This window comes from Undibacterium sp. GW821-FHT11B02 (genome assembly GCF_058808955.1).
This window is the reverse complement of sequence record NZ_JBXASD010000004.1, coordinates 417,951-443,773: the sequence shown is the minus strand read 5'-3', so window position 1 is coordinate 443,773 and position 25,823 is coordinate 417,951. Positions and strand designations below refer to the sequence as shown.

The window sequence follows — 25,823 nt, the reverse complement described above, 5'->3', positions numbered from 1 at the left end:
TGACGATCAATAACGCATTAAAGTCGTCGTTGTAAAGCCTACCATTTCCCACTACTCCATAACATGCTTGAACATGACCTTAGTCAATAGATGTGGTTTTATTTCGTGCTGTTCGCAATACTCAGATTTATGTCAATACTCTCTCAATTAAGCTGATTATCATCCGATCTGTCTTACAAATATTTGTCAATATTTATAACTTGGAAATAGCGTGGTTACGCTTTTTTGCAAGTACTATTACCTTGTAGAACGGTATTTAAGTCGTTGTTGAAGTGTTTTGTACCTCGCGACCGTTGTTGAAGCCGCACTACTTCTTACCGGAAAATCATGTTTAATACATACCGGCGGTATACAGTGGTAAGTATAATGCCCGGTGTTTTTAGCCGGGCGTTCGTGAGTTGGTTATTCTTATTTGTAGGCCTGCTTATTTCTGCGCTGGCATACTGGACGACACTTCACTTAATAGGGCAGGAAGAACAAACGCGTTTCAACTTGCGTGCAGAGCAGGGCAGAGCCGCAATTGAGCGAAACCTTGTTGCCAATTTCGAAGTAGTGCGGGCATTGCAAAGCCATTTTGTCAGTAGTTCAGATTACGACAGACAAAGTTTTCGCAATTATTATTCTTCGCTGGGACTTAAGCAACGCTATCCCGGCCTGCAAGGATTGACTTTTACTCGTTGGTTACTCCCTGAACAAATCAAAGACTATGTGGCTCGCGTACGAACAGATCGCTCGATTAACCCGGATGGTTTTCCAGATTTTTCAGTCAAGCCCCTCGGGCAACGTGACTTTTATTGCATAGTCGATTTGCTTGAACCACTGGAAGAAAATCGTCAGCCATTTGGTTTTGACCTTTGCAGTGAGCCAGCAAGGCGCAGCATGGTTGAACGTGCACGCGACAGTGGCGAATTAACCTCAAGTGGACCATTGACACTGTTCTTATCTTCCCGCGGAGTGCAGGGTTTCATTCTCGCACTGCCGATCTATTCGTATGGCGCACAGTTGACTACAGAAAATGAGCGTCGTCGTGCTTTTCTCGGTGTGGTAACAGGTGTCTATCGATATAAAGAAGTGATTGCCAGTGCTTTGGGAGACGTTTTTTTGCAAGAAATAGAAGTTGCCGCTTACGACACGACAACTAATTTGAGTACGCAGCCAGACGGTACGCAACAAATCTTTGGAACAACTACCCACGCAGCGATATTACCTTTGGTGCAAAATAATCTTATGGTAGCCGGACATCCCTGGATGTTCAAATTTTCCCCCCACGCTGATTTTCGGGCATTCTCTGACAAGGTTTTGCCTATGCTGGTCGCGATAATTGGCTTGCTGGTTACCTTTAGTGTTTTCGCAGTTTTGCGCTTACTGTTGATGATGAGCCGGCGTGCAGAAAGTCGCGCGTTAGCCAGTGAACAAAGATTGGCATCCGTAGTTGCTGCACTTCCGGATCTGATTTGGTCTATCGGATTACCCGAATATACTTTGCAATATTTGAGCCCGGTAGCGACTAACCTGCTAGGGCAGAAAATATCGGACACTGCATTAGGAAAGAAGTGGCAAAGTTTGTTGTATGAAGCAGACCAGGGGCTTATGGATATCTGGTTACAAAACATACAAAAGGGTGGAAATGAGGCACTGGAGCTACGTGTCGTACTGGCTGATGGAAATTTACGCTGGCTGCAAATGCGAGCCAATGTTGTCGTTGATAAAGAAAATAGGCCTATACGCATAGATGGAATAGCAAGCGATATTAGTGAGCGTCTAGTTGCAGAAAGCCATGTCCGGAAGCTGTCCACCGTGGTCGAACAAAGTCCCGCTGCAGTGGTCATTACCGATATTCATGGACATATTGAATATGTCAATCCACGTTACTGCCAACTCACCGGATATACGCTTGAAGATGTTCTGGGGAAAACGCCTAACGTTAATGCTTCTGGCCTGACGTCCAATGCAGTGTATGCAAAACTTTGGAAAACCATATTGGCAGGCGGCATTTGGCAAGGTGAATTATTGAATCGGCATAAGGATGGTAGTTTATTTTGGGAATTGGAAGTCATTGCGCCTGTTTTCGACGATAAGGGGCGCATCTGTAACTTCGTTGCAATCAAAGAAGATATTACAGAAAAAAAACATGCTGAAGCTGAATTGCAGCGCATGAACCGCACTTTGCGCGTGTTAAGTCGTTGTAATGCGGTCTTAGTGCGTGCTGTCAGTGAGGACGGTATACTTGAAGCAATGTGCGACGTACTGGTTGAGTATGGCGGTTATCAACTGGTATGGATAGGTTTGCCGAAGCCAGATCACACACTGCACGTTGCGACACAACGTGGATTTGATACTCAAGCCCTGATGGATCTTATCGCTGCGGCGAGGTGGGATGATAGTCCATGGGGTAGCTGCCCGGCTGGGCGGGCTGTGAGGACTGGTCAGATTGTAACGGAACACTGTTCAGGCGTGGACAAGCAGCAGCCATGGTTCATTATCCACGAGAGCAAAGGTGTCAACGCGATTTCCAGCTTACCTCTTGTCGCAGGTGGGGAGGTGCTGGGTGTCTTGAATCTATTTAGTGGCGACGCATTAGCCTTTGATGCTGCCGAACTGGAATTATTGTCCGAACTGGCAGATGATCTGGCCTACGGGATAGCCAACTTGCGTAGTGAGCTTTTACATCAGGCTGGTGCGTCAGAACTGCTTTTGATGCGCCGTGCGATAGACGCAAGCAATGATGGCATCATGGTCGCTGATCATAGATTAAGTGAGATTCCATTAGTCTACGTCAACAACGCCTTCGAACAAATTACCGGCTTTACCACAGCTGATGCATTGGGACAAAGCCTGGCTTTTCTTTATGCTCCAGAAGCGCGGGGCAGTAGCCTGCGTGAGCTCAACGATATGATTAACTCCGGACGAGAAGATCGTAAGGAACTTCGTATTGTCCGAAAAAATGGATCGGTGCTATGGAGCGAAATGGCCATTGCGCCTGTACGTGAATCAAGCGGCGAGATTAGCCACATCATTGGGGTGCTGACCGATATTTCAGAGCGCAAGAAATGGGAAGCTCAACTCGAATATCAGGCCACACACGACGCACTAACGGAATTACCGAATCGGCTCTTGTTAGCAGATCGTGTTAATCGGGCAATCGCTTCAGCCCGACGTGAGAAAAATAGTGTCGTGTTGATGCTACTTGACCTGAATCGCTTTAAACTTGTCAACGATAGTCTTGGTCATGAAGTGGGGGATCAGCTTCTTCAACGTATTGCGACGAGGCTGGTGGAGCATGTACGCGAAGGGGATACCGTAGCCCGGCTCGGTGGTGACGAATTTGTCATCGTTGCAAATGTTCACGATGAGCATGGAGCTGCCTCTTTGGCTGTCGCGCTGATGAGTGCGATTGCCGAGCCAATAGTTATTGATGGACACATTTTCTATACGTCCTGCAGCACAGGTCTGGCGATGTTCCCGCGTGACGGTGATGAATTACTTATTCTATTGCGTAATGCTGATGCCGCCATGTATCGTGCGAAAGCAGAAGGGAGTAGCTGCCCTCAGTTTTATTCGCAACACCTCACCGCTAGTACCGGACGTCGACTGCAATTAGAATCCGCTCTCCGGCAAGCGTTGGAGAACAAGGAATTGCATCTTCATTTCCAGCCAAAAATTCGTTTGGATACGGGCATACTGATTGGTGCTGAAGTGCTATTACGATGGCAACATCCTGAATTCGGGGCAGTGAGTCCAGTAGAATTTATTCCTATTGCTGAAGATACTGGTTTGATACTGGACATCGGGAATTGGGTACTGCGCGAGACATGTCAACAAATAAGTCGGTGGCTGGCCCTTGATCTGCCGGTAGTGCCGCTGGCGGTTAACCTTTCGGCTCGCCAGTTTTCTTTACCAAATTTAGTCGAACAGATTGTCGGCATTCTGCAAGAAACAGAAATCGACGCGTCTTTCCTGCAATTAGAGTTGACTGAATCCATACTTGTGCATCGCCCTGACGATGCAGCCGTCATGTTGTCACGTCTTCGCTCGTTGGGGATTAAATTGGCCCTGGACGATTTTGGGACTGGATTTTCTTCTCTCAATTATCTACGTCGTTTTCCTATTAATCTTCTAAAAATAGATCAGAGTTTTATCAGTGAACTGGTACGCGACCCCGACAGTGCGACGATTGCGTTATCGATTATTAATCTGGCCCATAGTTTGCGCATGGAAGTGATTGCTGAAGGTGTGGAGACCGAAGCACAGTTGCAATTTCTGCGTCTTCACGGGTGTGACCAGGTGCAAGGTTATCTGACTGGCCGACCAGTACCCACGAATGCATTCCAGGACATTCTCGTCAAGGCGGAGAAACTGGTCAGCAGCGAAGACGCAGGTATAAGCAAGCGTACCTTGCTTTTGCTCGACGACGAACTGAACGTATTGAGCTCTTTGCGGCGTGTGTTTGCGCTCGAAGGCTACCAGCTACTGTCCACGACTAGCGCTAACGAGGCATTGGAATTATTGGCTATGCATGATGTTGACGTTATTCTGTCTGATGAGCGCATGTCAGAAATGTCCGGAACTGCATTTTTCCATCGTGTCAAAATCATCTATCCTGACACTGTACGCATGATATTGTCAGATTATGCCGACCTTGATACTGTAGCCGGTGCTGTCAATGAAGGGACAATTTATAAATTTTTGACTAAGCCATGGGAAAATGAACAATTGCGAGAACATGTGCGCGATGCTTTCCGCTATCACGAATTGATGCAGGAAAAAAACCGACAGGCAGGCAAGGTCCAGAACGCATCCCTATTTATGAAATGAGTTCTAGAGTACATTCCTCTTTTTGCGCTGCGCTTAGTTGCCCGTACCCCGCTGATCCCGTTGAGGCGGGCTCGCTACAGACCGTGAACAGATTCTAAGCAGGTGTTTCATCCCAATATTCACGGCCTGTTCCAGATTTCTAGTGCTTGGGTTCCCCAATTTTGCATTCTGTCGCATTGTGATTGTCGTAAGTTAGCTCGCTTGGCAGAATCCTCGCAGGTTAAGAGAAAACGCGCCTGTTGATGGCGGTAGTGTAGGGAAATGTTATTTCAAGAGAGTGATATTAATTTGTTATTTATCGGATGATATTTAAAAGAAAAGTAATTATCTTTCATGCAAAATCAGATCATCTTGCCTGTGGCGGTGCAATGTACTTTGCTGGTTGGGATAGTTAGCTATGACCTGTCGAAAGAGGTAACAAAGCTAAAAATTGATCGCGGTTTTGTCGTTTCATTCAAGGTTTTATTCTGAGGTCATATGCGTTTGTCTTGACGCTGAAAGGGACGGGGACTATATTACTGACTCAAAAGTAAGTTAATTGAGTTGTTATTATAATGTCATGTCCTTTTAAGCCAAAGTGGGAGCGTCGTAAGGATGCTCGCCCACAAGAGTTACTTGCTGCTGCCCTTGACCTGTTTGTTGAGCGCGGTTTCGCTGCCACACGTCTGGACGACGTAGCACGCGCTGCCGGTGTCTCCAAAGGAACCTTGTATTTGTATTTTTCCAGCAAGGAAGAATTATTCAAGGCGGTAGTCAGGGAAAGCATCGTGCCTTTGATCGGGGCGGCAGAGGATGCAATTGGACAGTTTGAAGGTAGTAGCGAAGAGCTGTTTCGCCTGATTACACATACCTGGTGGCAAAACGTGGGTCATACCAAGTTGTCAGGCTTGCCGAAACTGATGATGGCAGAAGCTGGAAATTTCCCTGAGCTGGCCAGGTTTTATCAGGAAGAAGTTGCTGACCGCGGTGAAAATTTGATGACAACCGTGTTGCGACGAGGTATGGAGCGGGGTGAATTTCGCAAGGTAGATTTGGAAGTTGACACCAAGATACTGACAGCACCCGTAATTATGATGATGATGTGGAAACATTCACAGGGTATCTGCCAGATTGATCCTGACAAATTGGATACCTATCTTGAGCATTACATAGAAATGGCGCTGCACAGTTTGCGGATAGTGCCTTAGATCTATAAAAATTTGATCCACCCAGAATGTTGCGGTCCAGACCATGACAAGAGGCGGGTGCAATAGTGCCCAGGCGTTGCATGCGTGCAGCGTTGCTTGCAGTCTTGGGCTTCGTTCACAGGACGGGCGCAACATTGTCCAAACAATGCTACCACTGTCGGGTGGGGGCCTTTGCAAGGTAATGGATGTTCGTGTCACCGGTAGGCAGCATGTTCGTTGAAACACCGACCGCAATGCAACTGGACGGTTTTGTGTAAGTTCTAATTTAGATGCGCTGCTTGACCCTTACACAGTGTCAGGCTTTAAAGTCAGGGTTTCATCGACCTGAGGTGTTTGCTGCCCTTGTTTTTCCAGGTCTCGAAACAACCACTTTTTGGAAAAAAACATTTATGTTAAAGCGCAGGACGTTTTGGATCATCGCTGTAGTGGTCTTATTTGCCGCTGGGTTGGTGCTGGCAAAAAGAAAATCACAGGGCACCACTACGACATCTGCCGATATAAGCACTGCCAGCACAACCGCCAATGCAGCAGTGCAGGTACTGGAATTTTTACCCGCTGATATTACGGAAGTCAAAACAACCGAAGTCAGAAAATTGCTGGCATTGTCAGGCGCCTTACGTGCTGTCAATCAGGCTGCTGTCAAAGCCAAAGTAGCGGGTGACATCACCGAAGTGCTGGTGCGCGAAGGCGAAGCCGTGCAGGCTGGTCAGGTCCTGGTGAAGATGGATGCCAGCGATTACCTGGCGCGGCAGGAACAGGCGCGTGGTGCGCTTGCCGCAGCTCAGGGGCAACTGGAAATCGCCCGTACTGCGCGTGACAATAACCGCGCCTTGCTCGACAAAAGTTTCATTTCCAAGAATGCCTTCGACAATACCAATAGTCAGTATGCGATTGCTGTAGCGAATGTCGATAGTGCCAAAGGCGCGCTGGCGGTTGCCCAGAAAGCCCTGGCGGATACTGTCATCCGCGCGCCGATTACTGGCATGATCAGCAGTCGCATGGTGCAGCCGGGTGAAAAGATATCCCCTGATAATCGTTTGCTGGATGTGGTCGATTTGCGCGTACTTGAAATGGAAGCATCTGTACCAACTCAGGACATCGCCAGCATCAGGATAGGCCAGCCAGTGCAATTGAAAATTGAAGGTGTGACTGCTGCAGTGGATGGCAAGGTCGTCAGGATCAATCCGTCTACGACTGCCGGCTCGCGTTCCATCATGGCTTATGTGCAGGTGGCTAACCCGGATACCTTGTTGCGTGCTGGCATGTTCGGTGAGGCGCAACTGGTCGTGGATAAGAAGTCCGACGTACTGGCTGTGCCCGAGACTGCCATACAGTATGAAGCTGGGCAGGCTTTCGTGTACGTGATAGAAAATAATGTTTTGCAGCAAAAGCCGGTGAAACTGGGTTTGCATGGCGACGGTGCCGGGCAGGCAGTAGTTGAAGTCACCACTGGCCTGACGCCAGACGCGCGTATTGTCCAGACCAACCTGGGACGCTTGCGTGCCGGTGTTGCAGTCAAGTTGATCACTGCCACAGGCAAGGTGTAAGCATGTGGTTCACACGTATCAGTATAGGCAACCCGGTGCTGGCAACCATGATGATGATGGCCTTTGTAGTACTTGGCCTGTTTTCTTATCAGCGTATGAGAGTTGATCAATTTCCTGATATTACTTTTCCGGTGGTGGTCGTCCAGACTGATTATCCCGGAGCGTCGCCGGAAACCATAGAAGCGGATGTGACGCGCAAGGTGGAAGAAACCGTCAACACCATCAATGGCATCAGCGCATTGACGTCGCGTTCGTATGAAGGTACGTCGGTGGTTATCCTGGAATTTGATCTGACGATAGACCCGGCCCAGGCAGCGCAGGACGTGCGTGAAAAAGTGGCGCTGATCAAATCCAACTTCCGCAAAGAGGTCAAGGAACCAAGGGTTACCCGTTATGACCCATCGGACAAACCCATCTTTTCGGTATCGGTGACGAATGACGAAAAGATCAAGAAACGTGATTTCCGCGAATTGACTACCATCGGTGATCAACTGGTCAAAAAGCGTTTGGAAAATGTACGTGGTGTCGGTTCCGTAACCCTGGTGGGTGGCGTCAAGCGCGAGATCAAGATTTACCTGAAACCAAATGAGCTTGAAGCGCTGGGTCTGGGTGTGGACCAGGTCATCAATGCCTTGCGCAACGAAAATCAGGAATTACCTACCGGTGCCATTCGTGCGCTGGATAATGAAAAAGTGGTGCAGATACAGGGGCGTATCCAGAATCCACAAGACTTTGGTCGCATCATTGTTGCCCGTCGTGGTGGACAGCCGGTCTTGCTGTCACAAGTGGCGACTGTGCTGGATGGACAGGAAGAACAGGAAAGCCTGGCTCTGTATAACGGCCAGCGTACTGTGGCACTGGATATTCTTAAAGCGCAAGGGCAAAATACTATAGAAGTTGCCGACGGTCTGACCTATGCCTTGAAGGCAATGGAACCACAGCTAAAAGCACAGTATCCGGGTGTTAAGGTGCAGGTCATCAAGGATGGTTCCCGCCAGATACGGGTGGGTGTGGAAAACGTTCGCCGTACCCTGATAGAAGGGGCTGCGCTGACGGTGTTGATCGTTTTCCTGTTCCTGAATTCCTGGCGTTCCACGGTTATTACGGGCCTGACTTTGCCGGTGGCGCTGATAGGTACTTTCCTGTTCATGGACATGTTTGGTTTCACCATCAACATGATCACGCTGATGGCTCTGTCGCTGTGTGTGGGTTTGCTGATTGATGATGCCATCGTGGTGCGTGAAAATATTGTCCGTCATGCTGGCATGAAGGTGAACGGCAAGTTCAAGGATCACCATACGGCTGCGTTGGAAGGTACGGCAGAAATCGGCCTGGCCGTGTTGGCGACCACCTTCTCCATCGTTGCAGTGTTTTTGCCCGTGGGTTTCATGGGCGGCATCATCGGCCGTTTCTTCCATCAGTTTGGCATTACTGTCACGGCTGCCGTGCTGATTTCCATGTTTGTATCCTTCACTTTGGATCCGATGCTGTCATCCATCTGGCCCGACCCGGATGTCCATGGTCATCCAAAGGTAGATGAAAACGGTAAGTCCATTCGCAAGGGCTGGTATGCAAATAGCATAGGACGGGTACTTGAACAGTTTGAGCGAGGTGTGCAGTGGTTTTCGCGTGGGTATCAAGTCATGTTGCGCTGGTCGCTCAAGCACCGCATCAAGACCCTTTTGATCGCTGCTCTGACATTTTTCCTGGGGCTGGCGATACCTGGCACAGGACTGATCGGGTCTGAATTTGTACCACAGGCGGATTACTCTGAAACCGGTGTCACCTATTACACGCCGGTAGGTTCATCGCTGGAACTGACAGAAACCAAGGTGCATCAGGTGGAAGCCGTGGTCAAGGAATTCCCGGAAGTGTTGGACACCTATAGCACGGTGAACACCGGTGCAGCGCAGGGCAAGAATTATGTGACCACTTTTATCCGTTTGGTAGCACGCAAGGACAGGGCCAGATCGACGGTGCAGATGTCGGTGCCATTGCGCGCCCGTTTAAGCCAGATTGCAGGTATCACGGTCACCCATATCGGTGCGCTGGATGGCGTGGGTGGTGACAACAAGAACCTGCGTTTCAGCCTGCAAGGCAGTGACTTGGCGGAGCTGGGAAAATTGTCGGAGCATGTACAAGCAAAATTGCGCAGCATTCCTGGTCTGGTGGATCTGGATTCCAGCCTGAAGGCGGAAAAACCAACGATCTCGGTACAGCCGCGTCGCGATATCGGTGCTGATCTGGGTGTCGGAGTGGCCCAGATAGGCGGTGCCTTGCGGCCTTTGCTGGCGGGTGAAATTGCCACCACCTGGCGTGCGCCGGATGATGAAAACTATGATGTTACGGTACGCCTGTCGCCCAGTGACAGGAATAATGCCGACGATTTGTCGCGTCTGATGCTGACCAGTTCACAGACGAATGCTGATGGTTCACCGAAAATGGTGCCACTGCGCCAGGTGGCCGATATCAAGCCTTCGACCGGTGCCAATCAAATCAATCGCCGTGATTTGAACCGTGAAGTCGAATTGTCTGCCAATGTGGTCGGGCGCTCTGCAGGCGAAGTCAGTGCTGAAGTCAAAAAAGTGCTGGAAGGCATGCAATGGCAACCCGGCTATCGCTACAAGATGGGTGGCGCGACCAAGAACATGACCGAATCCTTTGGCTATGCCCTGTCGGCGCTGGCCCTGGCGGTGATTTTCATTTATATGATTCTGGCATCGCAGTTTGCCAGCTTCCTGCAGCCTATCGCCATCATGTCGGCCCTGCCCATGACCTTGATCGGGGTATTCCTGGCCTTGATGTTCTTCCGCTCGACACTGAACATGTTTTCCATCATCGGTTTCATCATGCTCATGGGATTGGTTACCAAGAATGCCATTTTGCTGGTAGATTTTGCCAATCAGGCTAGAAAAGATGGCATGGATCGCATGGAAGCCTTGCTGGAAGCTGCCCATGTGCGCCTGCGTCCCATCCTGATGACGACGCTGGCAATGGTGTTTGGCATGGTGCCGCTGGCCTTTGCCCTGTCAGAAGGTTCCGAGCAGCGTGCACCGATGGGGCAGGCTGTGATAGGTGGAATTATTACTTCGTCATTGCTGACTTTGGTGGTTGTACCAGTGATTTATACCTATCTGGATGATCTGGGTCTATGGATTACGCAAAAATGGCGCGGTAATCGTCAAACTGCCCAAGTGCTTTGATAAAATGCCGGTTCCCTATTAATTTTGCAATCGAGTAAAGAAATGAACATTGAAAAAGCCCGCTTCAACATGATAGAGCAACAAATCCGCCCGTGGAATGTCTTGAACCAGGATGTCCTGGACATGCTGATCGTTGTCAAACGTGAAGATTATTTCCCGGCAGAACAAAAAAGTCTGGCATTTTTTGACACGGAATTACCTTTGCCTGGTGGCAGCAAGGCCATGACACCAAAACTGGAAGCGCGCATCCTGGAAGAACTGGCCCTGAAAAAACAGGAAACGGTATTGTTGATCGGTGCAGGCAATGGCTATCTGGCTGCACTGCTGGCTTATCGCGCGCGTCACGTTACCGTGCTGGAGTCATCCCCAAGTCTGCGTGACCTGGCCGTTGGCAATCTGGCGAATAACCATGTGAGCAATGTGGATGTGGTATTGGCAGATGCATTCAGTTTCAAAGATACCGGCACGTATGACGCCATTATCATCGCCGGTGGTCTGGAACAAGTGCCTGAGCAATTGCAAAAACAGTTGAATGCCGGTGGCCGTCTGTTGGCTTTTGTTGGTCAGTTGCCTACTCTGACCGCACAGTTGCAGACCCGTACTTCTGGTACTGATGTATCGACACGCAATTTGTTTGAAACCGTAGTTGCCCCTGCTGTTGGTGCGGCGCCGGTTTCTCATTTCAGCTTGTAAATTTCAATTGATACACTAGAACAAACCGGAAAAAATCATGCAACACATCACGGCCACCGAACTCGCGCAATGGTTGAACGATAGCAGCAGAAATCCCCCTGTTTTACTCGATGTACGGGAACCTTGGGAGCATCAGACCTGTCATATCCCAGGTGTGCAACTGATGCCCATGCAAACGGTGCCGACCAGTTTTCATGAACTGGAACCGGATGACGTGATTGTCTGTATCTGTCATCACGGCGGACGCAGTATGCAGGTAGCAAATTTTTTAGAGCGTCAGGGTTATACCCAGACAATTAACCTGACGGGTGGGGTGCATGCATGGGCGCAGCAAATCGACCCGGCAATGCCCACCTATTAATTTACTTTTTTTTCGGAGCGTTACATGCGTAATCCTATTCTTGCCACACTGCTTGCCAGTGCCTTCCTTTCGCTGAATGCAAATGCCACAGATTTGCTGCAAATCTATAAGGATGCGTTGGCAAATGATGCGCAGTATGCAAGTGCCCGTGCTTCTCAGGTAGCTGGACAAGAAAAACTGACGCAGGGCAGATCAGGTCTGTTGCCAGGTATTGCCTTGAAAGGCAGTGATGGCAAGGCGCGTACCGAGGCGGAAAATGATATCGTCAGTGGCAGTCGTTCATTTACCGGTGTGACCAATACCTGGACACTGGGCCTGTCACAGCCTTTGTTCAACTGGGGTAACTGGCAAGTTTATGAACAAGGAAAATTATCACTGTTGATTAGCCAGGCACAGTTTGAACAGGCAAAACAGGATCTGATTACCCGTGTTGCGCAGGCGTACTTCGACGTACTGGCAGCACAAGATACGCTGGAAACTCTGCGTGCGCAAAAAAGCGCAATTTCCGAGCAACTGGCTTCGGCCAAGCGTAATTTTGAAGTCGGCACATCGACTATTACCGATACACATGAAGCGCAGGCACGTTACGACCTGGTAATTGCGCAGGAATATGCGGGAGAAAGTGATTTACAAATCAAGCGCGCTGCCGTTCAACAAATTATTGCCAAAGAAGCTGGCGAACTGGCGACATTGAAAACCGGAATCAAGCTTAGTGAGCCGCAGCCGGCAGTGATTGATGCATGGGTCAATTCTGCTGAAAAGCAAAATTTCGGTGTCGTTGCTTCACAGGTTGCCGTTGAAGTTGCCAAGCGCGAAATCGAGAGGAATCGTGCCGGCCATTATCCGACCGTCGATCTGCTCGCGAGCACAGGCCGTACTTCCAATGCCGGTGCCACCAATCCTAATCTGACCGGCGTCGCCAAGACGACACAAATCGGTGTGCAATGGAATATCCCTATTTTTTCTGGCTTTCTCGTTGACAGTCGTGTGAAAGAAGCGATTGCACTGGAAGACAAGGCGCGCAGCGATTTTGACACCAACCGTCGTGCTGCTGCACAAGGTGCGCGGCAGGCTTTTTTGGGCGTAACTTCTGGTCTGGCGCAGGTCAAGGCGTATGAAGCAGCTGAAATTTCCAGTCAGTCTGCACTTGACTCCAACAAGCTGGGTTACCAGGTCGGTGTACGTATCAATATCGACGTATTAAATGCTCAGCAACAGTTGTATACGACACGGCAGACACTTGCTAAAGCCCGCTATGACACCATCATGAATGGTTTGCGGCTGAAGTCTGCTGCGGGTACTTTGAAAGAAGAAGATTTGGCCGAAGTGAACGCGTTGTTGCAGCATTAAGCTGATTGTATTTACATCAGTCTGTTTAGGACATGATCAAAAGCTCGCCTTTGGCGAGCTTTTTTATTGTGAGTTTGCTAAAAATCAATATACACGGCTTCAATTACAGGACACTAGATCTGGTCAGAACTCAGTTCTATTGATACGTTGAGTTCCAGTTGACATCTGCCCATTCAGCTTGCACCAGGTTTGTGCTTTAATCTGGCGACGAAAAGCTGGCAAGCCGGGCGATACTTAAACCAGGGGGCTTTAGATAACTATGCAAACCGGATTTCTGAACAAGCGCTATGTACTATCTGGTGTAGTGGCTTTTCTTGTCCTTGTCGCAGGCGCTTATTTTGTCCGTCCTCTGTTGTTCGGTGCCAAGGTTAAAGTCTATCAACTGCAGCGCGGGGAACTAATACAAACTGTCGTCGCCAGTGGCCGGGTTGAAACACCTGCCCGTGTTGATATCGGTGCACAAGTGACAGGCAGGGTTGCCAATGTGCCTGTGAAGGAGGGGCAGACGGTCAAGGCAGGGGAGCTATTGATCGAGTTGGAAGCCGCGGATGAAACCGCAGCGCTGGAACTGGCACAAGCCAATGTGCATCAGGCAGAAATCAAAATCAGGCAATTGCAGGATTTAACCCAACCGCTGGCTGAGCAATCATTTGTACAGGCACAGGCCAATTTGTCCAATGTGCAAAAACAATTTGATCGCACGCGTGAACTGGTCGCACAGGGCTTTGTTGGGCAGGCTCAATTGGATGATGCCAAGCGCAATCTGGATGTAGCACGCAGCCAGCTCAATAGTGTCAGGCTACAAATTCAAAGCGCCAAGCCTGCTGGCAGTGATTATCAGTTGGCGGCTGCCGCACTGGATCAGGCCAGGGCTGCTGAAAATGCAGCAAGGGCAAAATTGCAGCACATGCAGATACGGGCTGTCAGTGACGGTGTATTGATATCGCGTGACGTTGAACGTGGTGACATTGTTCAACCTGGCAAGGTGTTGATGGTGTTGTCACCTGTGGGCCTGACCCAGTTGTTGATACAGATTGATGAGAAAAATCTGCGTTATCTGCAAATAAATCAAACTGCCCAGGCAATGGCGGATGCCTATCCGGGACAAAAATTTCCTGCAGTATTGACCTATATTAATCCAGGTATAAACGCTCAACGCGGATCTGTCGATGTCAAACTGACGGTCAGTAATCCTCCTCCATTTTTGAAGCAGGATATGACCGTATCGGTTGAAATTGAAGTTGCCAGACGCAAAGATGCATTGTCTCTCAGTATGGATGCTGTGCATGATGCGGCTAGTTCACCCTGGGTCATGCTGTTGAAGGACAACAAGACAGAGCATAGAGCTATTACCATCGGGGCTCGGGGTGACAAGAGCGTGGAAGTGCTGTCGGGTTTAAACGAGAATGATCTGATCTTGCCGGCTACTGGAATTACTGTCGCAGAAGGTAAGCGTGCGCGCGCCGATTTACCGAAAGAAAACAAGAACGGTAGCAAGCCATGAACAGCCTGTTGCCGTTTGAATGGATAGTCGCGATTCGCTTTTTGCGTGAAGGACGCATGCAATCCTTATTCATTATCCTGGGTGTAGCGATTGGAGTGGGCGTCATCGTTTTCATGTCGGCGCTGTTGTCGGGCATGCAGGGAAATTTATTCAAGCGCGTACTCAGTTCACAACCCCATATCAGTCTGGAACGACCGAAAGAGCAAGCTACAAATATAGTGATGGCGTCACCTGGTAATATCATCGCATCGACAGTACAAAAACCATCCCAGCGTATGAATACCATTGATCAGTGGCAAAAAGTACGTGATCAAATGCAGTCACGTGCCGATGTCCTTGCAGTGTCGCCAAGTACCAGTGGCCCGGCACTAGTGGTGCGTGGCAGTGCAACTCAGGCTATATCACTGGTCGGTATAGAGCCTGACGCCTATATGAAAATAGTCCCCTTACCAGAAAAAATGGTGAGCGGCAGTGTACGTATGATGAATACCGACATGCTGATTGGTGTGCAACTGGCAGATGATATGGGTGTGCAACTAGGTGATAAATTACGTGTTACCAGTGCTGCCGGTGCCAGTCTGAATTTGAATATCGCTGGCATTTTCGACCTTGGTAGCCGCGGCGCTAATCAGCGCACAGTCTATGTTTTATTGTCCACAGCACAGAATCTGCTGGGCATGGTCGGTGGCGTCTCCAGTATCGATCTGACCGTGCGTGACCCGTATGCAGCTGAAGATATTGCCCAGGCAATTGCCAATACGACCGGACTGACTGCGATGAGCTGGATTGCCGCCAATAGTCAGTTTTTCCTGGGTATGCGGGCACAGACTTATTCAAGTCTGTTGATACGTATTTTTGTTGCGCTGTCAGTTGCTGCAGGTATCGCCAGCGTGCTGGTGGTGTCGGTAGTCCAGCGTCAGAAAGAAGTTGGGATATTGCGCGCAATGGGTGGAACTCGCAGACAGGTCATGCGCATATTCTTGATACAAGGGGCAGTCGTTGGATTGCTGGGTTCTGTACTTGGCTCCAGCCTGGCGACCGGCTTGCTGGCAGGGTGGAGGATGATAGCCAAGAACCCCGACGGCACACCCATGTTCCCCATTAGCATGGATATGAGTCTGTTTCTCTGGAGTGCCCTGATCGCGACACTGACCGGCCTGCTTGCCGCTGTGACACCAGCAATTCGCGCGGCCAGACTTGACCCCGTGGTGGCTATTCGTGGTTGATTCTCTACTACGCCTTGAGCAATTAAATAAATTCTATGCTGTGGGTACCCCGGCAGAGACGCAGGTCTTGCACGACATTGATTTGTCGATACAGAAAGGCGAATTTGCGGCCTTGATTGGACCATCCGGTTCTGGCAAAAGCACCTTATTGAATATAATCGGGCTGCTGGACCGGCCCACCAGCGGCAAGCTATATCTGATCAACAAAGAAACCAGCCACATGGATGACGCAGAACTAACGCGTCTACGTGGTGAGGCAATTGGTTTTGTGTTTCAGGCCCATTATCTTCTGAGTGCTTTTAGCGCGACAGAAAATGTCATGATGCCAATGCTGATGCAGAAGGGCAGACCAGATGCTGTCATGCGCCAACGAGCGCAGGCCTTGCTGGCACAGGTCGGACTCGCACAATGGCAGGATAGCATGGTAGGTAACATGTCTGGCGGACAGCAACAGCGTGTCGCCATTGCCCGGGCGCTGGCGTTAAATCCACCGCTTATCCTGGCAGATGAACCTACGGGCAATCTGGACACCAAATCCACCTACGCCATATTTGAGCTCATGCGCAAGGTCAATACAGAAAATGGTACTACCTTTCTGATGGTGACCCACAACATGGAATTGGCCAGACGCTGCGACCGCATAATTGAACTGATTGATGGATGCCTGGTCCCATCCACAGGTTTGCCGGTGTGACACACTTCTGCTTGCGAAATCACTGTTTGACTGCGGACTGTGCTGTTGCACCTACGTTTTTGTAGACATCGGTATTTGCTGTCAGCCAATCCTTGGTCAGATGCAGATTGTCTCTTGCCCATGGCTGGAAGCTGGGTTTGAAGTAAGCCAGATATTGGGGCAAGGAAAACCACAACAGGCCACGGCGACCAAAGTAAAATTTCAATCCTTGCCACAGTGTTTTGACTTTAAATAACTCACCGTCGCGATACAGGCAATGTGCAGTCTGTACAGCGGTGTCAAAGCTGAACAGCATCGTCACATAGAGCAGCCAGGCGACCCGCCGCCAGTAACCACCACCCAGGGCTCGATAAACATCAAAGGCCACGGATTTGTGTTCGGTTTCTTCTATGGAATGCCAGGTCCATAAGCGTTTCATTGGTTCCACTGCATCGTCCACCCACTTTGCTTCACTCAATACACCGTCAGCAAAAATCGCCGTGAAATGTTCATATGCCATGGTGACTGCCAGGTTGTTTTTGACACTCAGACCGGCTGCCATGCGTATGCGCCATCTGACAAAAGGTTCAATGAAATAGCTCAGGCCCTGGGCATTCAGTTGCCGGTTGTATTGTTCGTGGATGTGGCGATGGGTTGATTCCTGACCAATGAAACCTTTGACATCGGCTTTCAGTTTTTCATCGTTTAATAGTGGCAGGGCTGCACGCACACTGTCGATGAAATACTGCTCTCCCAAAGGAAAACTGAAGGACTGTGCATTGAATAACTGTGAGCGAAAAGCATCATTGCCCAACCAGTGACGTGGAAAGCCTTTGGAGAAATCAACATGCAGATGTCTGACCTGCAAAGTTGCATTTGACTTATCTGATACGGTGCCCGCTACGGTGTACGATGCGGTGTTGTCTTCAGCCTTGCTCATCTTGTTCCCTCATGTTTAATCATGGAAAACAGTCTAAACAATATGCATGCAGCGTACTTGTATCAAAGCGTCAAATTTGTACCAACCCGTCATTTGACCGATAAAAAGAGATCATAAAAATCCTGCGTGCCAATGCGGTAAAGCCAGTAGGCTGGATCCTGGCTATTGATTTTCTGTCTTAACTGGGCCGGCGCAATACCTGCCAGCTCCAGATATTCCCTGTGCATGTGAGCCTGATCGTAATATCCGGTGTCTTGCGCAATCTGGGTCAGGTCACCCCAGGCCACATCCGGTTTGATCAGGGAGGGAAGGGATTGACCAAAGCGCACGATGCGCCGGACATCACGCAGCGTGACGCCAAACGCATCACGTACCCGGCGCTCAAGCTGTCTTTGCCCTATGCCAAAGTACTCGGACAGGTCGAGCAAAGGAAAGAAGACTTTTTTATGCGCGGCCAGGAATGCTGCACCTATGCCATTCTTTTTTTTGTGATCAAGTATGTCCAGCAAAAAATCCTGAAACAGACTGACGATACGGCTAATCTCTTGCTCGTTTTCCAATGATTGCAAAAAGGCTGTCAATTTTTCTTCATCTGCCAGCTTATCCATCGTGACATAACCATCCGCGATGTCTTTGGCGTTCAGGCCGGTTGCCTGATGCAGCATGCCGGGCCGCAGACAGACCGAAACCGTCAGGGTATTTGCCGGATAGTGCACATTTACAGGCGTCATCGTTGGGCCGCGCAAGAAAAAACGTGGTGATTCTGTACGACTTTGATCCGCGTTTTCCATGCTGCCGCCCCCACGCACGAACAGCATAACGGCTGGACATAGCGTAGCGGGTAAAGATGCCTCACAGTCATTCAGTTCCACCACCAGTATATGCATGAGCAGTGGAACCAGCCTTGGGTGCACGGGGAAGACGTGATGCCTGACCGGATAAGCGGCGGTATTGGGCTGGTTCAAGATACAGTAAGCTTTAGGCGTTAATTCGATTACTGCATTTTACTGGTTTTGCGTTGATACTGACCCATATATCAAAGCTACTTGTGTGGCCGCTTAATCAACAATAAACAGCTTGGCACCGGTAGTGGTTGACGAGCGATGCGCTTCTGCGCCATCGGCTACCTGATAGCTCATACCTGCCCGCAAGTTCAAGATGCGGCCGTCATCCAGTTCTGTTTGCAATTCCCCTTCCAGGCATAGCAAGATATGGCCTTTGCTGCACCAGTGGTCTGCCAGATAACCGGGCGTATATTCAACCATGCGTACGCGGATATCGCCGAAGTGACAGGTGCGCCAGTAGGCTGTGCCGGTTATTCCCGGATGGGTGGTGGTTGCTATCGAACTCCAGTCTGTGGTGCCAAAGGGGATGTCTGTGATTTTCATTATTCTTTACCATAGTCGCGTAAATACAGCTACGACTTTAGACCAGCCTGTACGCTAGCGCAGGTAACAATTTTGGTTTATTTTGATCACCATCTGTAATCGAGTTTAGTTGCACTGTCAGACACTGTCCCGTAAAACGGCGATATCGCCTGCCGTGATCAGCGCACGTTTCAAGAATGACGTTTTGACATGTTCGGGCGTTGGGTCATTCACGTTGAGTTGCTTTCATTGAACAGTGTTATCAGCTTGTCCTGGTCGATTAGCGTTTATGTGGGTGCAATAGCGAATCTATTAATTGATGCAGGCCAGCAGTCATGGCTTTGACCGAACCTTGCATATCCCATTCATCATTATGGATATTGACAAAATTTGAGATAGCCCGCAATTCCAGGAATGCTTGATTTTCTTGCAGGCAGGTATAAAAAAAAGCAGCCCCTTCCATGTTTTCCAGGTCGACTTCAGCAGTATTTACAAACGGTGCCATTGCTGCATTCAACGACATGCTGCGTGCCAGCGGGAAGAGCGGGTTGACTGGCAGATGCGGGCAGGCAAGGGTATGGCGACGTTCAAATTCCATATCTATCGGCAAGTGGGCAAGATGGACAAAGCCGGAGGGAGTAAAGAATCCCAGATCACCCTCTACCTCACTGGCGACAAGGGTGACGTCACCTATCTTCAGACCAGAATGGGGATAGGCCCCGGCTATGCCTGCCATGATCAGCATATCCCGCTTTTGTTGGTGGATGAGTCTGGTCGTGGCATGTGCCGTGGCGCTCAGGCCGACACCAGAGATGACGGTAGTCACATCGTCGCGCTGGAACAGGCTGGCTTCAGTCTGAGTGGGAAACAGGACGGTGATTTTCATGGGTACTCCATTGCTTTTGCTAAATTCTTGCACTGATTAAGCTGTCTTTGGATGGCAATAGATTATCGCATTGAATTGTTGACATCAGTAAAAGTACAGCAGCGTTGTTCTCAGGTCCGTAGCTATATATGGTACAGATGTGAATTGCCACACTTTTCAATTGCTGTTGTTTGAATTGAGGATGAAATTTATCAACTATACTAAGCGAAAATAGTATTTTTGCCGCTTGGCAAAATAGCTAAGCTGGAAATATCGGGAATCCTGCCGTTATAACGGTAGAGACGGGCTGCTTGAATGCAAGTGCCGTTGCGTATTATTCCTATCCTCTGTTGTAAATCGTTCAGGTGCAATGATGGCCAAAACCAATAAAGAATTTGTCACGGGTCTGTTTCAGGTATTGTGGGATAAGCCGGCTGATCAGGCAACGGTAGACTTGTATGCAGCGCGCCTGGATTCTGGCCTGCTGACACGCGCCGGTGTTGAATACAATTTCCTGACCGCGTCTGATTACAGCCCTGCGGCTGAGCAGATAGTGCGTCTTTATTTTGCCGCCTTTAATCGCATCCCTGACTATGACGGCTTCTTGTTCTGGATGGGTGTACAAAGAAATGGCGGCACTAATTTACAAATTGCCCAGACCTTTGCACAGTCAGATGAATTTGTTACCAAATACGGTAGCAACATATCAAATACCCAGTACCTGGATCTGATATACCAAAATGTGCTGGGGCGCACTGCCGATGCAGCGGGTCGTGATTATTGGCTGCAGCAAATGGCAGGCGGCATGTCACGTGGTGAAATTCTTAACCAGTTTGCACAGTCGCCAGAATTTCAGACTTCGGCGGCAACCAAGGTATATGCCAGTGTAGTGTACACCACACTGCTGGGGCGTATGCCTACCGCTGCCGAGGTTGCTGTTGCCCCCACCAATGTCGAGCAATTGGTATTGAAGGTGGCGCAGGCTTCAGAAGTTGCACCTACAATAGGCAGCATTACTTATTCTTCCACAGCATTTAATGAAAAACAGATCAATGACGGCAGCATCGTCAATACCATCACCTTGACACTGACGGGGGATACCTTCAAAGGCAATGTCGGCACCAGCCTTGGTAAGTTGACAAATGTACCTGCTGGCTTAACAGGTAGCCTGACCAAGACGACCGATACAACCGCGACTTTGACACTGACAGGTTTTGCGACCAGCAACTATAGTGTCAATGATGTCAGCAACCTGACCGTGACGCTGGACAATACTTCATTTACCGGTGGCAAGGTGGCGAATATCATCAATGCCGTCAAGTCTGATTTGCAGATCAACTATATCGATATACCGTTGAATGAAACCAACCATCTCTTGAGTGGCAAGGGGGCATTGACGACACCCCTGTCGGTGGACCTGCTGTTGGATAAACTTACGCTGGATGGTAAAAACCTGGATTTACTCAGTGGCAGCATACAGCAGGTGAATAATGTTGATCTCAGCAGCCTGGCACCAGCCACCACCACGACCACCACCGGTGGTAGCAAGGTGACAGTCACCACCACCATCAAAGGGGATGACGGCAATAATATTTTGACAGGGTCTGCTTATCCGAATTTTTTTGTCGGTGGCAAAGGGAATGACACCATGCAAGGTGGCGCAGCTATTGACACCTATGCTTTTGGCATTACGCCTCAGGATAATGGTAACGACCTGATCACCAATTTCACGATAGGCAAGGGTGGGGATGTATTGAATTTTTCATCCTTCCTGAATAAAACCGGTACCACCAAAATTGCTGCCGTGAACGCCGCCAGCATCGTTCCCAAAGCATGGTCAAATGGTGACGTACTGACCGTTCAAGGGAATGCGCTGGACCCGACAAAACTGGCAGCGCTGTTTGGTGCTGGCAAGGCTTTTGCTGCACCGACGGTAGCGACCAAGATGGTACTGATTACTGCGGACATTATTGGTGACGCCAGTATCTGGTACGTGATTAACCAGAACGACGTTGCGAATATCACGTCGGATGAAATTACCCTGGTTGGTACGCTCAAGAATATCAATAATCTGAGCCTGGTTGGTTTTGACGTGACAAATTTTTTGTGATGCGCGGTATCTGAGGGTTTTATTTGACTTCAGGCAAACCATGCCTGAAAAACATGCGCAATTTATACGGAATTAAAGAGAATACTTTGAGGTAGCCAGACTGGCTGATAACCCGCTTGCTTTGTATTTTGTCGCGCCAAATAACCAGCCTTTTTCTTTCCCGCCATTGTGATTTCAAGCAGCCCCAATAGATTTGGCTGAACAATGTCCAGCGCTGTTTGAGGGCTGCAAGTACCAGACCTTCCAATAACAGCATGCACAGATGCAGCGGTAAAAGCAGATAAATTAACGGTGCCGGGGTCGTCATGACCATGACAAAGGTTTTGTTACGTTCGGATGCCACACGTCGCGTCAGTTTGGTACTGAGTTTGTTTTCAAGCACCTTGCCGCCACCCAGGCTCTGTCCAACCCAGTGACGAAAACCAGATGTGCCCAGGGCTTGCACTGGATAGGCGTACAAGCGCGCTACGCAGCAGACATACATGTCTTCCGCAAGCGAGCCAAACCAGTCCGGAAAGCCGCCGATTTCTATCCACAGTGTCCGTGGCATCCACAAGCAGGCACCGATGATCATGCCTGCGTTCTGCATTTGCGGATCCAGATTGGGCACGGGGTTAAGGAAGATATCAAAACTGCTGCCTATGTCGATCAGCTTGCCTGTCGCCGCGTCATATTGTGGCAGGCCGAGTATGGCGGGCTGCTGCAAATTTTGTGCATGTGCGTATAGGGTGGCTATAGCATCATCGAATAGCTCTGCATCATTGTTCAGCAAGAGCAGGTATTCACCTGTTGCAATGTCGGCCATGCGGTTATTCGAGATGCAAAAACCGACGTTGTCATTGCTGACAATGAGCCGGACATCAGGGTAGTGGGTACGGATATAATCGGCTGACCCATCGGTTGATGCATCGTCATGGACGATGATTTCTATTGCGCCAGAAAATTGTTGCTGCAAGACGGATTGCAGACAGGCATCGATGAGCTTGAGTCCATTGTAATTGGCAATGCAGACGCTGCAGACGGGTGTTTTGTCCGGCGTTGATACTGGAGTCATCTTGCTTTTATCCTTGCAGACTACGCCAGGTCAGTGCTATTCCCTGGTCAAGTGAGACTTGTGGCTGCCAGTTCAATTGCTGGGTGAGCTTGTCGTTATTGAGTACGATGCGTGCTACATCCACCTGGCGCGCAGGCTGGTAATTCACTTTGAGTTTGTGTCCGCATATGGCTTCCATACTGCGTATGACTTCATTCAGGCTATGGCCAACGCCATAACCGATATTGTAGCTGCCACTGACATCGCCCTGCCTGATAATGGACAGGCAGGCATTCACCAGGTCATCGATATACAAAAAATCACGTATGGTTTCGCCATCACCCCAGATATCTATTGCAGTGTCGCGCAATACATGTTCCAGCATGGTACGGATAACACCAAAGCCGGGGCGGAAAGGCTGGCCGCAGCCATACACATTGGAGGGGCGCAATATCGTTACCTTGCTACCTGTCTGTACCTGGCAGACCTGTAAAAATGCTTCTATGGCGACCTTGCCTGCACCGTAATATGAACGTGGTGAGAAAGGCGTATTTTCGGATACCGGTGAGCTATCCGGATTACCATAAAAGGTGCCTCCAGAAGAAAAGAACAATAGTTGTTTGGGGCCGCATTCATTCAGTAATTCAATAAAGCGCAAGGTGGGCAGTATGTTCTGGCTTGCTTCCAGTGTTGGTTGTTTTGCTGATACACCAGGCGTAGTTGACGAAGCCGCATGAATAATCGTCGAACAGCTTGGTAGCAAGCTGCGCAAAAGATCGCTATTGTCCATGCTGCCACGGTGTATTTGTATTTCTGCTGGCAATGCAGGTTCTGCATGCCTCGCCAGAATGTGGATGGGCCGTTGCTGGCTAGCTGGATCATTTTGCAGCCCACGCGCGATGGCTGATCCCATGAAGCCGGTACCGCCGATAATTAAGATGCCATCGTTGCTCATTTTTTTGCCATCAAATCAAAATAGGCTGATTCATAACGACTTGCGCAATCGTCCCAGGTACCGATTTCTGTTTTTATCCAGGCTCGTGCTGCTTTGCCTGTGAGTTCATTATTCTCTGGATCGTCAAGGAAATCCAGTGCCTGTTGCAGTTTGGATTGACTATCACAAATCCAACCGGTGTTTTTGTCCTGCACCAGGCTGGTATGCCCCGGTATGTCAGAGACGATCACCGGCAGGCCAGCTGCCATGGCTTCCAGCAATACCTGTGGACGGCCTTCATCATGCTGACTGAGTGTCAGCACACCAGCTGCTTGAGGGAACCATTCACCAATCAGGGCAGCAGGGTTGGTTGGACCATGATAATGCAGCCAGTCTGGTAGCTCTATCTGTTCCTGCATGGGACCAAAAAGATGTATTTCGCGTTGCTCATGTACCAGATTTTTCGCCCATTCAAGCAAGGTGCCCAGCTTATTTTTAGTAATGCGGGTAATGACCAGCCATTTCTTGACCACCGGGGCTGGTGTTTGTCGCTGCAGGGCAAACCATTTCTTTTCTACCCCAAAAGGAATGACGCGGATTTCAGCGACATCGCCAAAGGCCGCTTGCAATGTTGGCTGCATCCATTCTGCATTCGGTGCAATGATGCAGGGGCGCTGCGCCATGACACGACGCAGTGCGGCTTTCATGCCGGGCAGGCGCAATAGGGCGAAATCGGTGCCAAGAACAGTAATCAGCGCAGGTGTGTTGGTTCCCCACAAAGGCAGGGCATTTTGTAGCCAGTTGACATGGGCAACATCAGGCTGATGCGGCCCGCGATAAGTGCGTCGCAGCAGGTTCAATAGCTTGAGTACGTAAAATACGCCTTTTATGCCCTTGCTGCGCACGATATGAGCGATGCCGCCTTCTGCCAGCATGCCATCCAGCCATAGTGCATCTTCGCCGCTCAGGCTATTGCGGACGTTGGCAGGTATGTCACCGGATGGTGCCCACAGGCTGAGTTTCAGAGTCGGTTTTTCTGACAGCGATTGCAACATGTCAGCAATAAATCGCCCCTGCCAGTCTTTTGCATTTTTGGGGTAGGAGGTGCTGACCAGCAAGACATCAAGACTAGCCTTATTGGCCGGATGGCTCATTGTCGCTATCCTTGTAGTGCAAGGCAGATACCTGTTCCGAGACTATCCCGATCAGGAAGGTGAGTATGGCCGAGATAAACATCAGCGCACTCATATTCGTGAAGCGGTGCGTAGTGATATACGTGTACAGGTAATAGGCCAGTCCTGTCGTAAAGAATGACAGGCTGATCGGCAAGAACAGTTTTTGTGGCGAATACAAGGTACCGATCTTGATAATGATCAGCAAGAACCGGAAGCCATCCTTGATCACGTGTACATGGCTTTTACCGATACGTTTCGGCGCTTCGATCGGCACGTAGGCGATGGCATAGCCGGCCCGGAAGAAGCTCATGGTAATCGTGGTTGGATAGGAAAAGGTATTCGGCAGCAGATACAGGAACTTGCGAAACTTTTTGGCGTTAACGGCGCGGAAGCCGGATGTCAGATCATGTATCTTTTGCCCCACCATCCAGCTCGACAGTCGATTGTAAAAACCATTGGCAACAGCGCGGTGGGCTCCGGCTTGCGATGCACGGTCGCGGGCACCGACCACCATATCGTATTTCTCGCTCAGTTTCGCCAGCAAGCGTGGAATGTCTTCTGGTTTGTGCTGACCATCCGCATCCATGAACAATAGTATTTCACCCTTGGCAGCCCGGGCACCAGACTTGATGGCACCGCCATTACCTATGCTGTAAGGGTGGGAGATAACTTTCACTTGGTTTTGCTGGCATATCTCTACCGTGTTATCGGTAGAGCCATCATCAACGACGATGATTTCTGCCTGATCTGCGTATTCACGTAGTTTAGGTAACAGACTCTGCAGAGAGGCAGCCTCGTTCTTGGCCGGAAGGATGATGGACAGGGTAGCGGACATAATGA

Annotated in this window: 19 protein-coding genes; 11 read left to right on the top strand and 8 right to left on the bottom strand. The window is 49.7% G+C overall.

All coding sequences use genetic code 11. From position 1 onward, the window contains the following. Nucleotides 1-366: 366 nt before the first annotated feature. The 10 genes from AC1RVX_RS10845 to AC1RVX_RS10800 all read left to right on the top strand — a co-directional run bounded on the left by AC1RVX_RS10845 (nucleotide 367) and on the right by AC1RVX_RS10800 (nucleotide 16,580). Entirely contained in the window at nucleotides 367-4,815 is a 4,449-nt protein-coding gene (locus AC1RVX_RS10845; RefSeq protein WP_493216596.1) for an EAL domain-containing protein, read from the top strand. A 554-nt stretch (nucleotides 4,816-5,369) separates the two neighbouring features. Then, entirely contained in the window at nucleotides 5,370-6,002 is a 633-nt protein-coding gene (locus AC1RVX_RS10840; protein ID WP_493216595.1) for a TetR/AcrR family transcriptional regulator, read from the top strand. Between the two features lie 389 nt (nucleotides 6,003-6,391). Further along, the gene (locus AC1RVX_RS10835; RefSeq protein ID WP_493216594.1) at nucleotides 6,392-7,549 is read left to right on the top strand and encodes an efflux RND transporter periplasmic adaptor subunit; all 1,158 of its coding nucleotides are present in this window, start codon (nucleotides 6,392-6,394) and stop codon (nucleotides 7,547-7,549) included. A gap of 2 nt (nucleotides 7,550-7,551) precedes the next feature. Then, nucleotides 7,552-10,752, top strand: coding sequence for an efflux RND transporter permease subunit (locus AC1RVX_RS10830; protein WP_493216593.1), 3,201 nt, complete (start codon nucleotides 7,552-7,554; stop codon nucleotides 10,750-10,752). Nucleotides 10,753-10,794: 42 nt separating this feature from the next. Continuing rightward, entirely contained in the window at nucleotides 10,795-11,445 is a 651-nt protein-coding gene (locus AC1RVX_RS10825; protein WP_493216592.1) for a protein-L-isoaspartate O-methyltransferase family protein, read from the top strand. Nucleotides 11,446-11,482: 37 nt separating this feature from the next. Then, nucleotides 11,483-11,806: a rhodanese-like domain-containing protein gene (locus AC1RVX_RS10820; protein ID WP_493216591.1), complete on the top strand. Its 324-nt coding sequence runs from the start codon at nucleotides 11,483-11,485 to the stop codon at nucleotides 11,804-11,806. Nucleotides 11,807-11,830: 24 nt separating this feature from the next. Continuing rightward, nucleotides 11,831-13,156 carry a TolC family outer membrane protein gene (locus AC1RVX_RS10815; RefSeq protein WP_493216590.1) on the top strand — a complete coding sequence of 442 codons (1,326 nt, stop codon included), beginning with the start codon at nucleotides 11,831-11,833 and terminating at the stop codon, nucleotides 13,154-13,156. Nucleotides 13,157-13,415: 259 nt separating this feature from the next. Beyond that, entirely contained in the window at nucleotides 13,416-14,660 is a 1,245-nt protein-coding gene (locus AC1RVX_RS10810; protein WP_493216589.1) for an efflux RND transporter periplasmic adaptor subunit, read from the top strand. Beyond that, nucleotides 14,657-15,886: an FtsX-like permease family protein gene (locus AC1RVX_RS10805; protein WP_493216588.1), complete on the top strand. Its 1,230-nt coding sequence runs from the start codon at nucleotides 14,657-14,659 to the stop codon at nucleotides 15,884-15,886. The genes AC1RVX_RS10810 and AC1RVX_RS10805 overlap by 4 nt, the downstream gene beginning before the upstream one ends. Further along, nucleotides 15,879-16,580, top strand: a complete 702-nt coding sequence (locus tag AC1RVX_RS10800; RefSeq protein ID WP_493216587.1) for an ABC transporter ATP-binding protein — start codon at nucleotides 15,879-15,881, stop codon at nucleotides 16,578-16,580. The genes AC1RVX_RS10805 and AC1RVX_RS10800 overlap by 8 nt, the downstream gene beginning before the upstream one ends. A gap of 19 nt (nucleotides 16,581-16,599) precedes the next feature. Here AC1RVX_RS10800 and AC1RVX_RS10795 read toward each other — a convergent pair whose 3' ends face one another. From AC1RVX_RS10795 to AC1RVX_RS10780, 4 genes are all read right to left on the bottom strand, one after another. After that, nucleotides 16,600-17,499, bottom strand: coding sequence for a metal-dependent hydrolase (locus AC1RVX_RS10795; RefSeq protein WP_493216586.1), 900 nt, complete (start codon nucleotides 17,497-17,499; stop codon nucleotides 16,600-16,602). Between the two features lie 89 nt (nucleotides 17,500-17,588). Next, nucleotides 17,589-18,464 (bottom strand): helix-turn-helix domain-containing protein, encoded by an 876-nt coding sequence (locus AC1RVX_RS10790; RefSeq protein ID WP_493216585.1) that lies wholly within the window; start codon nucleotides 18,462-18,464, stop codon nucleotides 17,589-17,591. 93 nt (nucleotides 18,465-18,557) lie between these two features. Next, nucleotides 18,558-18,887, bottom strand: coding sequence for a DHCW motif cupin fold protein (locus AC1RVX_RS10785; RefSeq protein ID WP_493216584.1), 330 nt, complete (start codon nucleotides 18,885-18,887; stop codon nucleotides 18,558-18,560). Between the two features lie 259 nt (nucleotides 18,888-19,146). After that, nucleotides 19,147-19,752 (bottom strand): phosphorylase family protein, encoded by a 606-nt coding sequence (locus AC1RVX_RS10780; protein ID WP_493216583.1) that lies wholly within the window; start codon nucleotides 19,750-19,752, stop codon nucleotides 19,147-19,149. A 349-nt stretch (nucleotides 19,753-20,101) separates the two neighbouring features. Here AC1RVX_RS10780 and AC1RVX_RS10775 point away from each other — a divergent pair, with 349 nt between their 5' ends. Continuing rightward, a complete protein-coding gene (locus tag AC1RVX_RS10775) occupies nucleotides 20,102-21,841 on the top strand; it encodes a DUF4214 domain-containing protein (RefSeq protein WP_493216582.1) in 1,740 nt (579 codons plus the stop codon). 19 nt (nucleotides 21,842-21,860) lie between these two features. On the opposite strand, the gene AC1RVX_RS10770 is transcribed toward AC1RVX_RS10775, so the two are convergent. Genes AC1RVX_RS10770 through AC1RVX_RS10755 form a run of 4 tightly spaced genes read right to left on the bottom strand, consistent with a single transcriptional unit; the run spans nucleotide 21,861 to nucleotide 25,818 of the window. Continuing rightward, on the bottom strand, nucleotides 21,861-22,895 hold the full coding sequence (locus AC1RVX_RS10770) for a glycosyltransferase family 2 protein (protein ID WP_493216581.1): 1,035 nt from the start codon (nucleotides 22,893-22,895) through the stop codon (nucleotides 21,861-21,863). A 7-nt stretch (nucleotides 22,896-22,902) separates the two neighbouring features. Continuing rightward, entirely contained in the window at nucleotides 22,903-23,829 is a 927-nt protein-coding gene (locus tag AC1RVX_RS10765; RefSeq protein WP_493216580.1) for an NAD-dependent epimerase/dehydratase family protein, read from the bottom strand. After that, complete coding sequence (locus AC1RVX_RS10760; protein WP_493216579.1) at nucleotides 23,826-24,962, bottom strand: glycosyltransferase family 4 protein; 1,137 nt, start codon at nucleotides 24,960-24,962, stop codon at nucleotides 23,826-23,828. Before AC1RVX_RS10760 ends, AC1RVX_RS10765 begins: the two co-directional genes overlap by 4 nt. Continuing rightward, the gene (locus AC1RVX_RS10755) at nucleotides 24,943-25,818 is read right to left on the bottom strand and encodes a glycosyltransferase family 2 protein (RefSeq protein ID WP_493216578.1); all 876 of its coding nucleotides are present in this window, start codon (nucleotides 25,816-25,818) and stop codon (nucleotides 24,943-24,945) included. The genes AC1RVX_RS10760 and AC1RVX_RS10755 overlap by 20 nt, the downstream gene beginning before the upstream one ends. Nucleotides 25,819-25,823 lie beyond the last annotated feature (5 nt).

Excerpts from the sequence above, each read along its gene's own strand:
- AC1RVX_RS10765 (WP_493216580.1), bottom strand. The coding sequence starts at position 23,829 with ATGAGCAACGATGGCATCTTAATTATCGGCGGTACCGGCTTCATGGGA.
- AC1RVX_RS10775 (WP_493216582.1), top strand. The coding sequence starts at position 20,102 with ATGATGGCCAAAACCAATAAAGAATTTGTCACGGGTCTGTTTCAGGTA.
- AC1RVX_RS10755 (WP_493216578.1), bottom strand. The coding sequence starts at position 25,818 with ATGTCCGCTACCCTGTCCATCATCCTTCCGGCCAAGAACGAGGCTGCC.
- AC1RVX_RS10830 (WP_493216593.1), top strand. The coding sequence starts at position 7,552 with ATGTGGTTCACACGTATCAGTATAGGCAACCCGGTGCTGGCAACCATG.
- AC1RVX_RS10820 (WP_493216591.1), top strand. The coding sequence starts at position 11,483 with ATGCAACACATCACGGCCACCGAACTCGCGCAATGGTTGAACGATAGC.
- AC1RVX_RS10840 (WP_493216595.1), top strand. The coding sequence starts at position 5,370 with ATGTCATGTCCTTTTAAGCCAAAGTGGGAGCGTCGTAAGGATGCTCGC.
- AC1RVX_RS10810 (WP_493216589.1), top strand. The coding sequence starts at position 13,416 with ATGCAAACCGGATTTCTGAACAAGCGCTATGTACTATCTGGTGTAGTG.
- AC1RVX_RS10825 (WP_493216592.1), top strand. The coding sequence starts at position 10,795 with ATGAACATTGAAAAAGCCCGCTTCAACATGATAGAGCAACAAATCCGC.
- AC1RVX_RS10770 (WP_493216581.1), bottom strand. The coding sequence starts at position 22,895 with ATGACTCCAGTATCAACGCCGGACAAAACACCCGTCTGCAGCGTCTGC.
- AC1RVX_RS10835 (WP_493216594.1), top strand. The coding sequence starts at position 6,392 with ATGTTAAAGCGCAGGACGTTTTGGATCATCGCTGTAGTGGTCTTATTT.
- AC1RVX_RS10845 (WP_493216596.1), top strand. The coding sequence starts at position 367 with ATGCCCGGTGTTTTTAGCCGGGCGTTCGTGAGTTGGTTATTCTTATTT.
- AC1RVX_RS10785 (WP_493216584.1), bottom strand. The coding sequence starts at position 18,887 with ATGAAAATCACAGACATCCCCTTTGGCACCACAGACTGGAGTTCGATA.
- AC1RVX_RS10805 (WP_493216588.1), top strand. The coding sequence starts at position 14,657 with ATGAACAGCCTGTTGCCGTTTGAATGGATAGTCGCGATTCGCTTTTTG.
- AC1RVX_RS10780 (WP_493216583.1), bottom strand. The coding sequence starts at position 19,752 with ATGAAAATCACCGTCCTGTTTCCCACTCAGACTGAAGCCAGCCTGTTC.
- AC1RVX_RS10760 (WP_493216579.1), bottom strand. The coding sequence starts at position 24,962 with ATGAGCCATCCGGCCAATAAGGCTAGTCTTGATGTCTTGCTGGTCAGC.
- AC1RVX_RS10815 (WP_493216590.1), top strand. The coding sequence starts at position 11,831 with ATGCGTAATCCTATTCTTGCCACACTGCTTGCCAGTGCCTTCCTTTCG.
- AC1RVX_RS10795 (WP_493216586.1), bottom strand. The coding sequence starts at position 17,499 with ATGAGCAAGGCTGAAGACAACACCGCATCGTACACCGTAGCGGGCACC.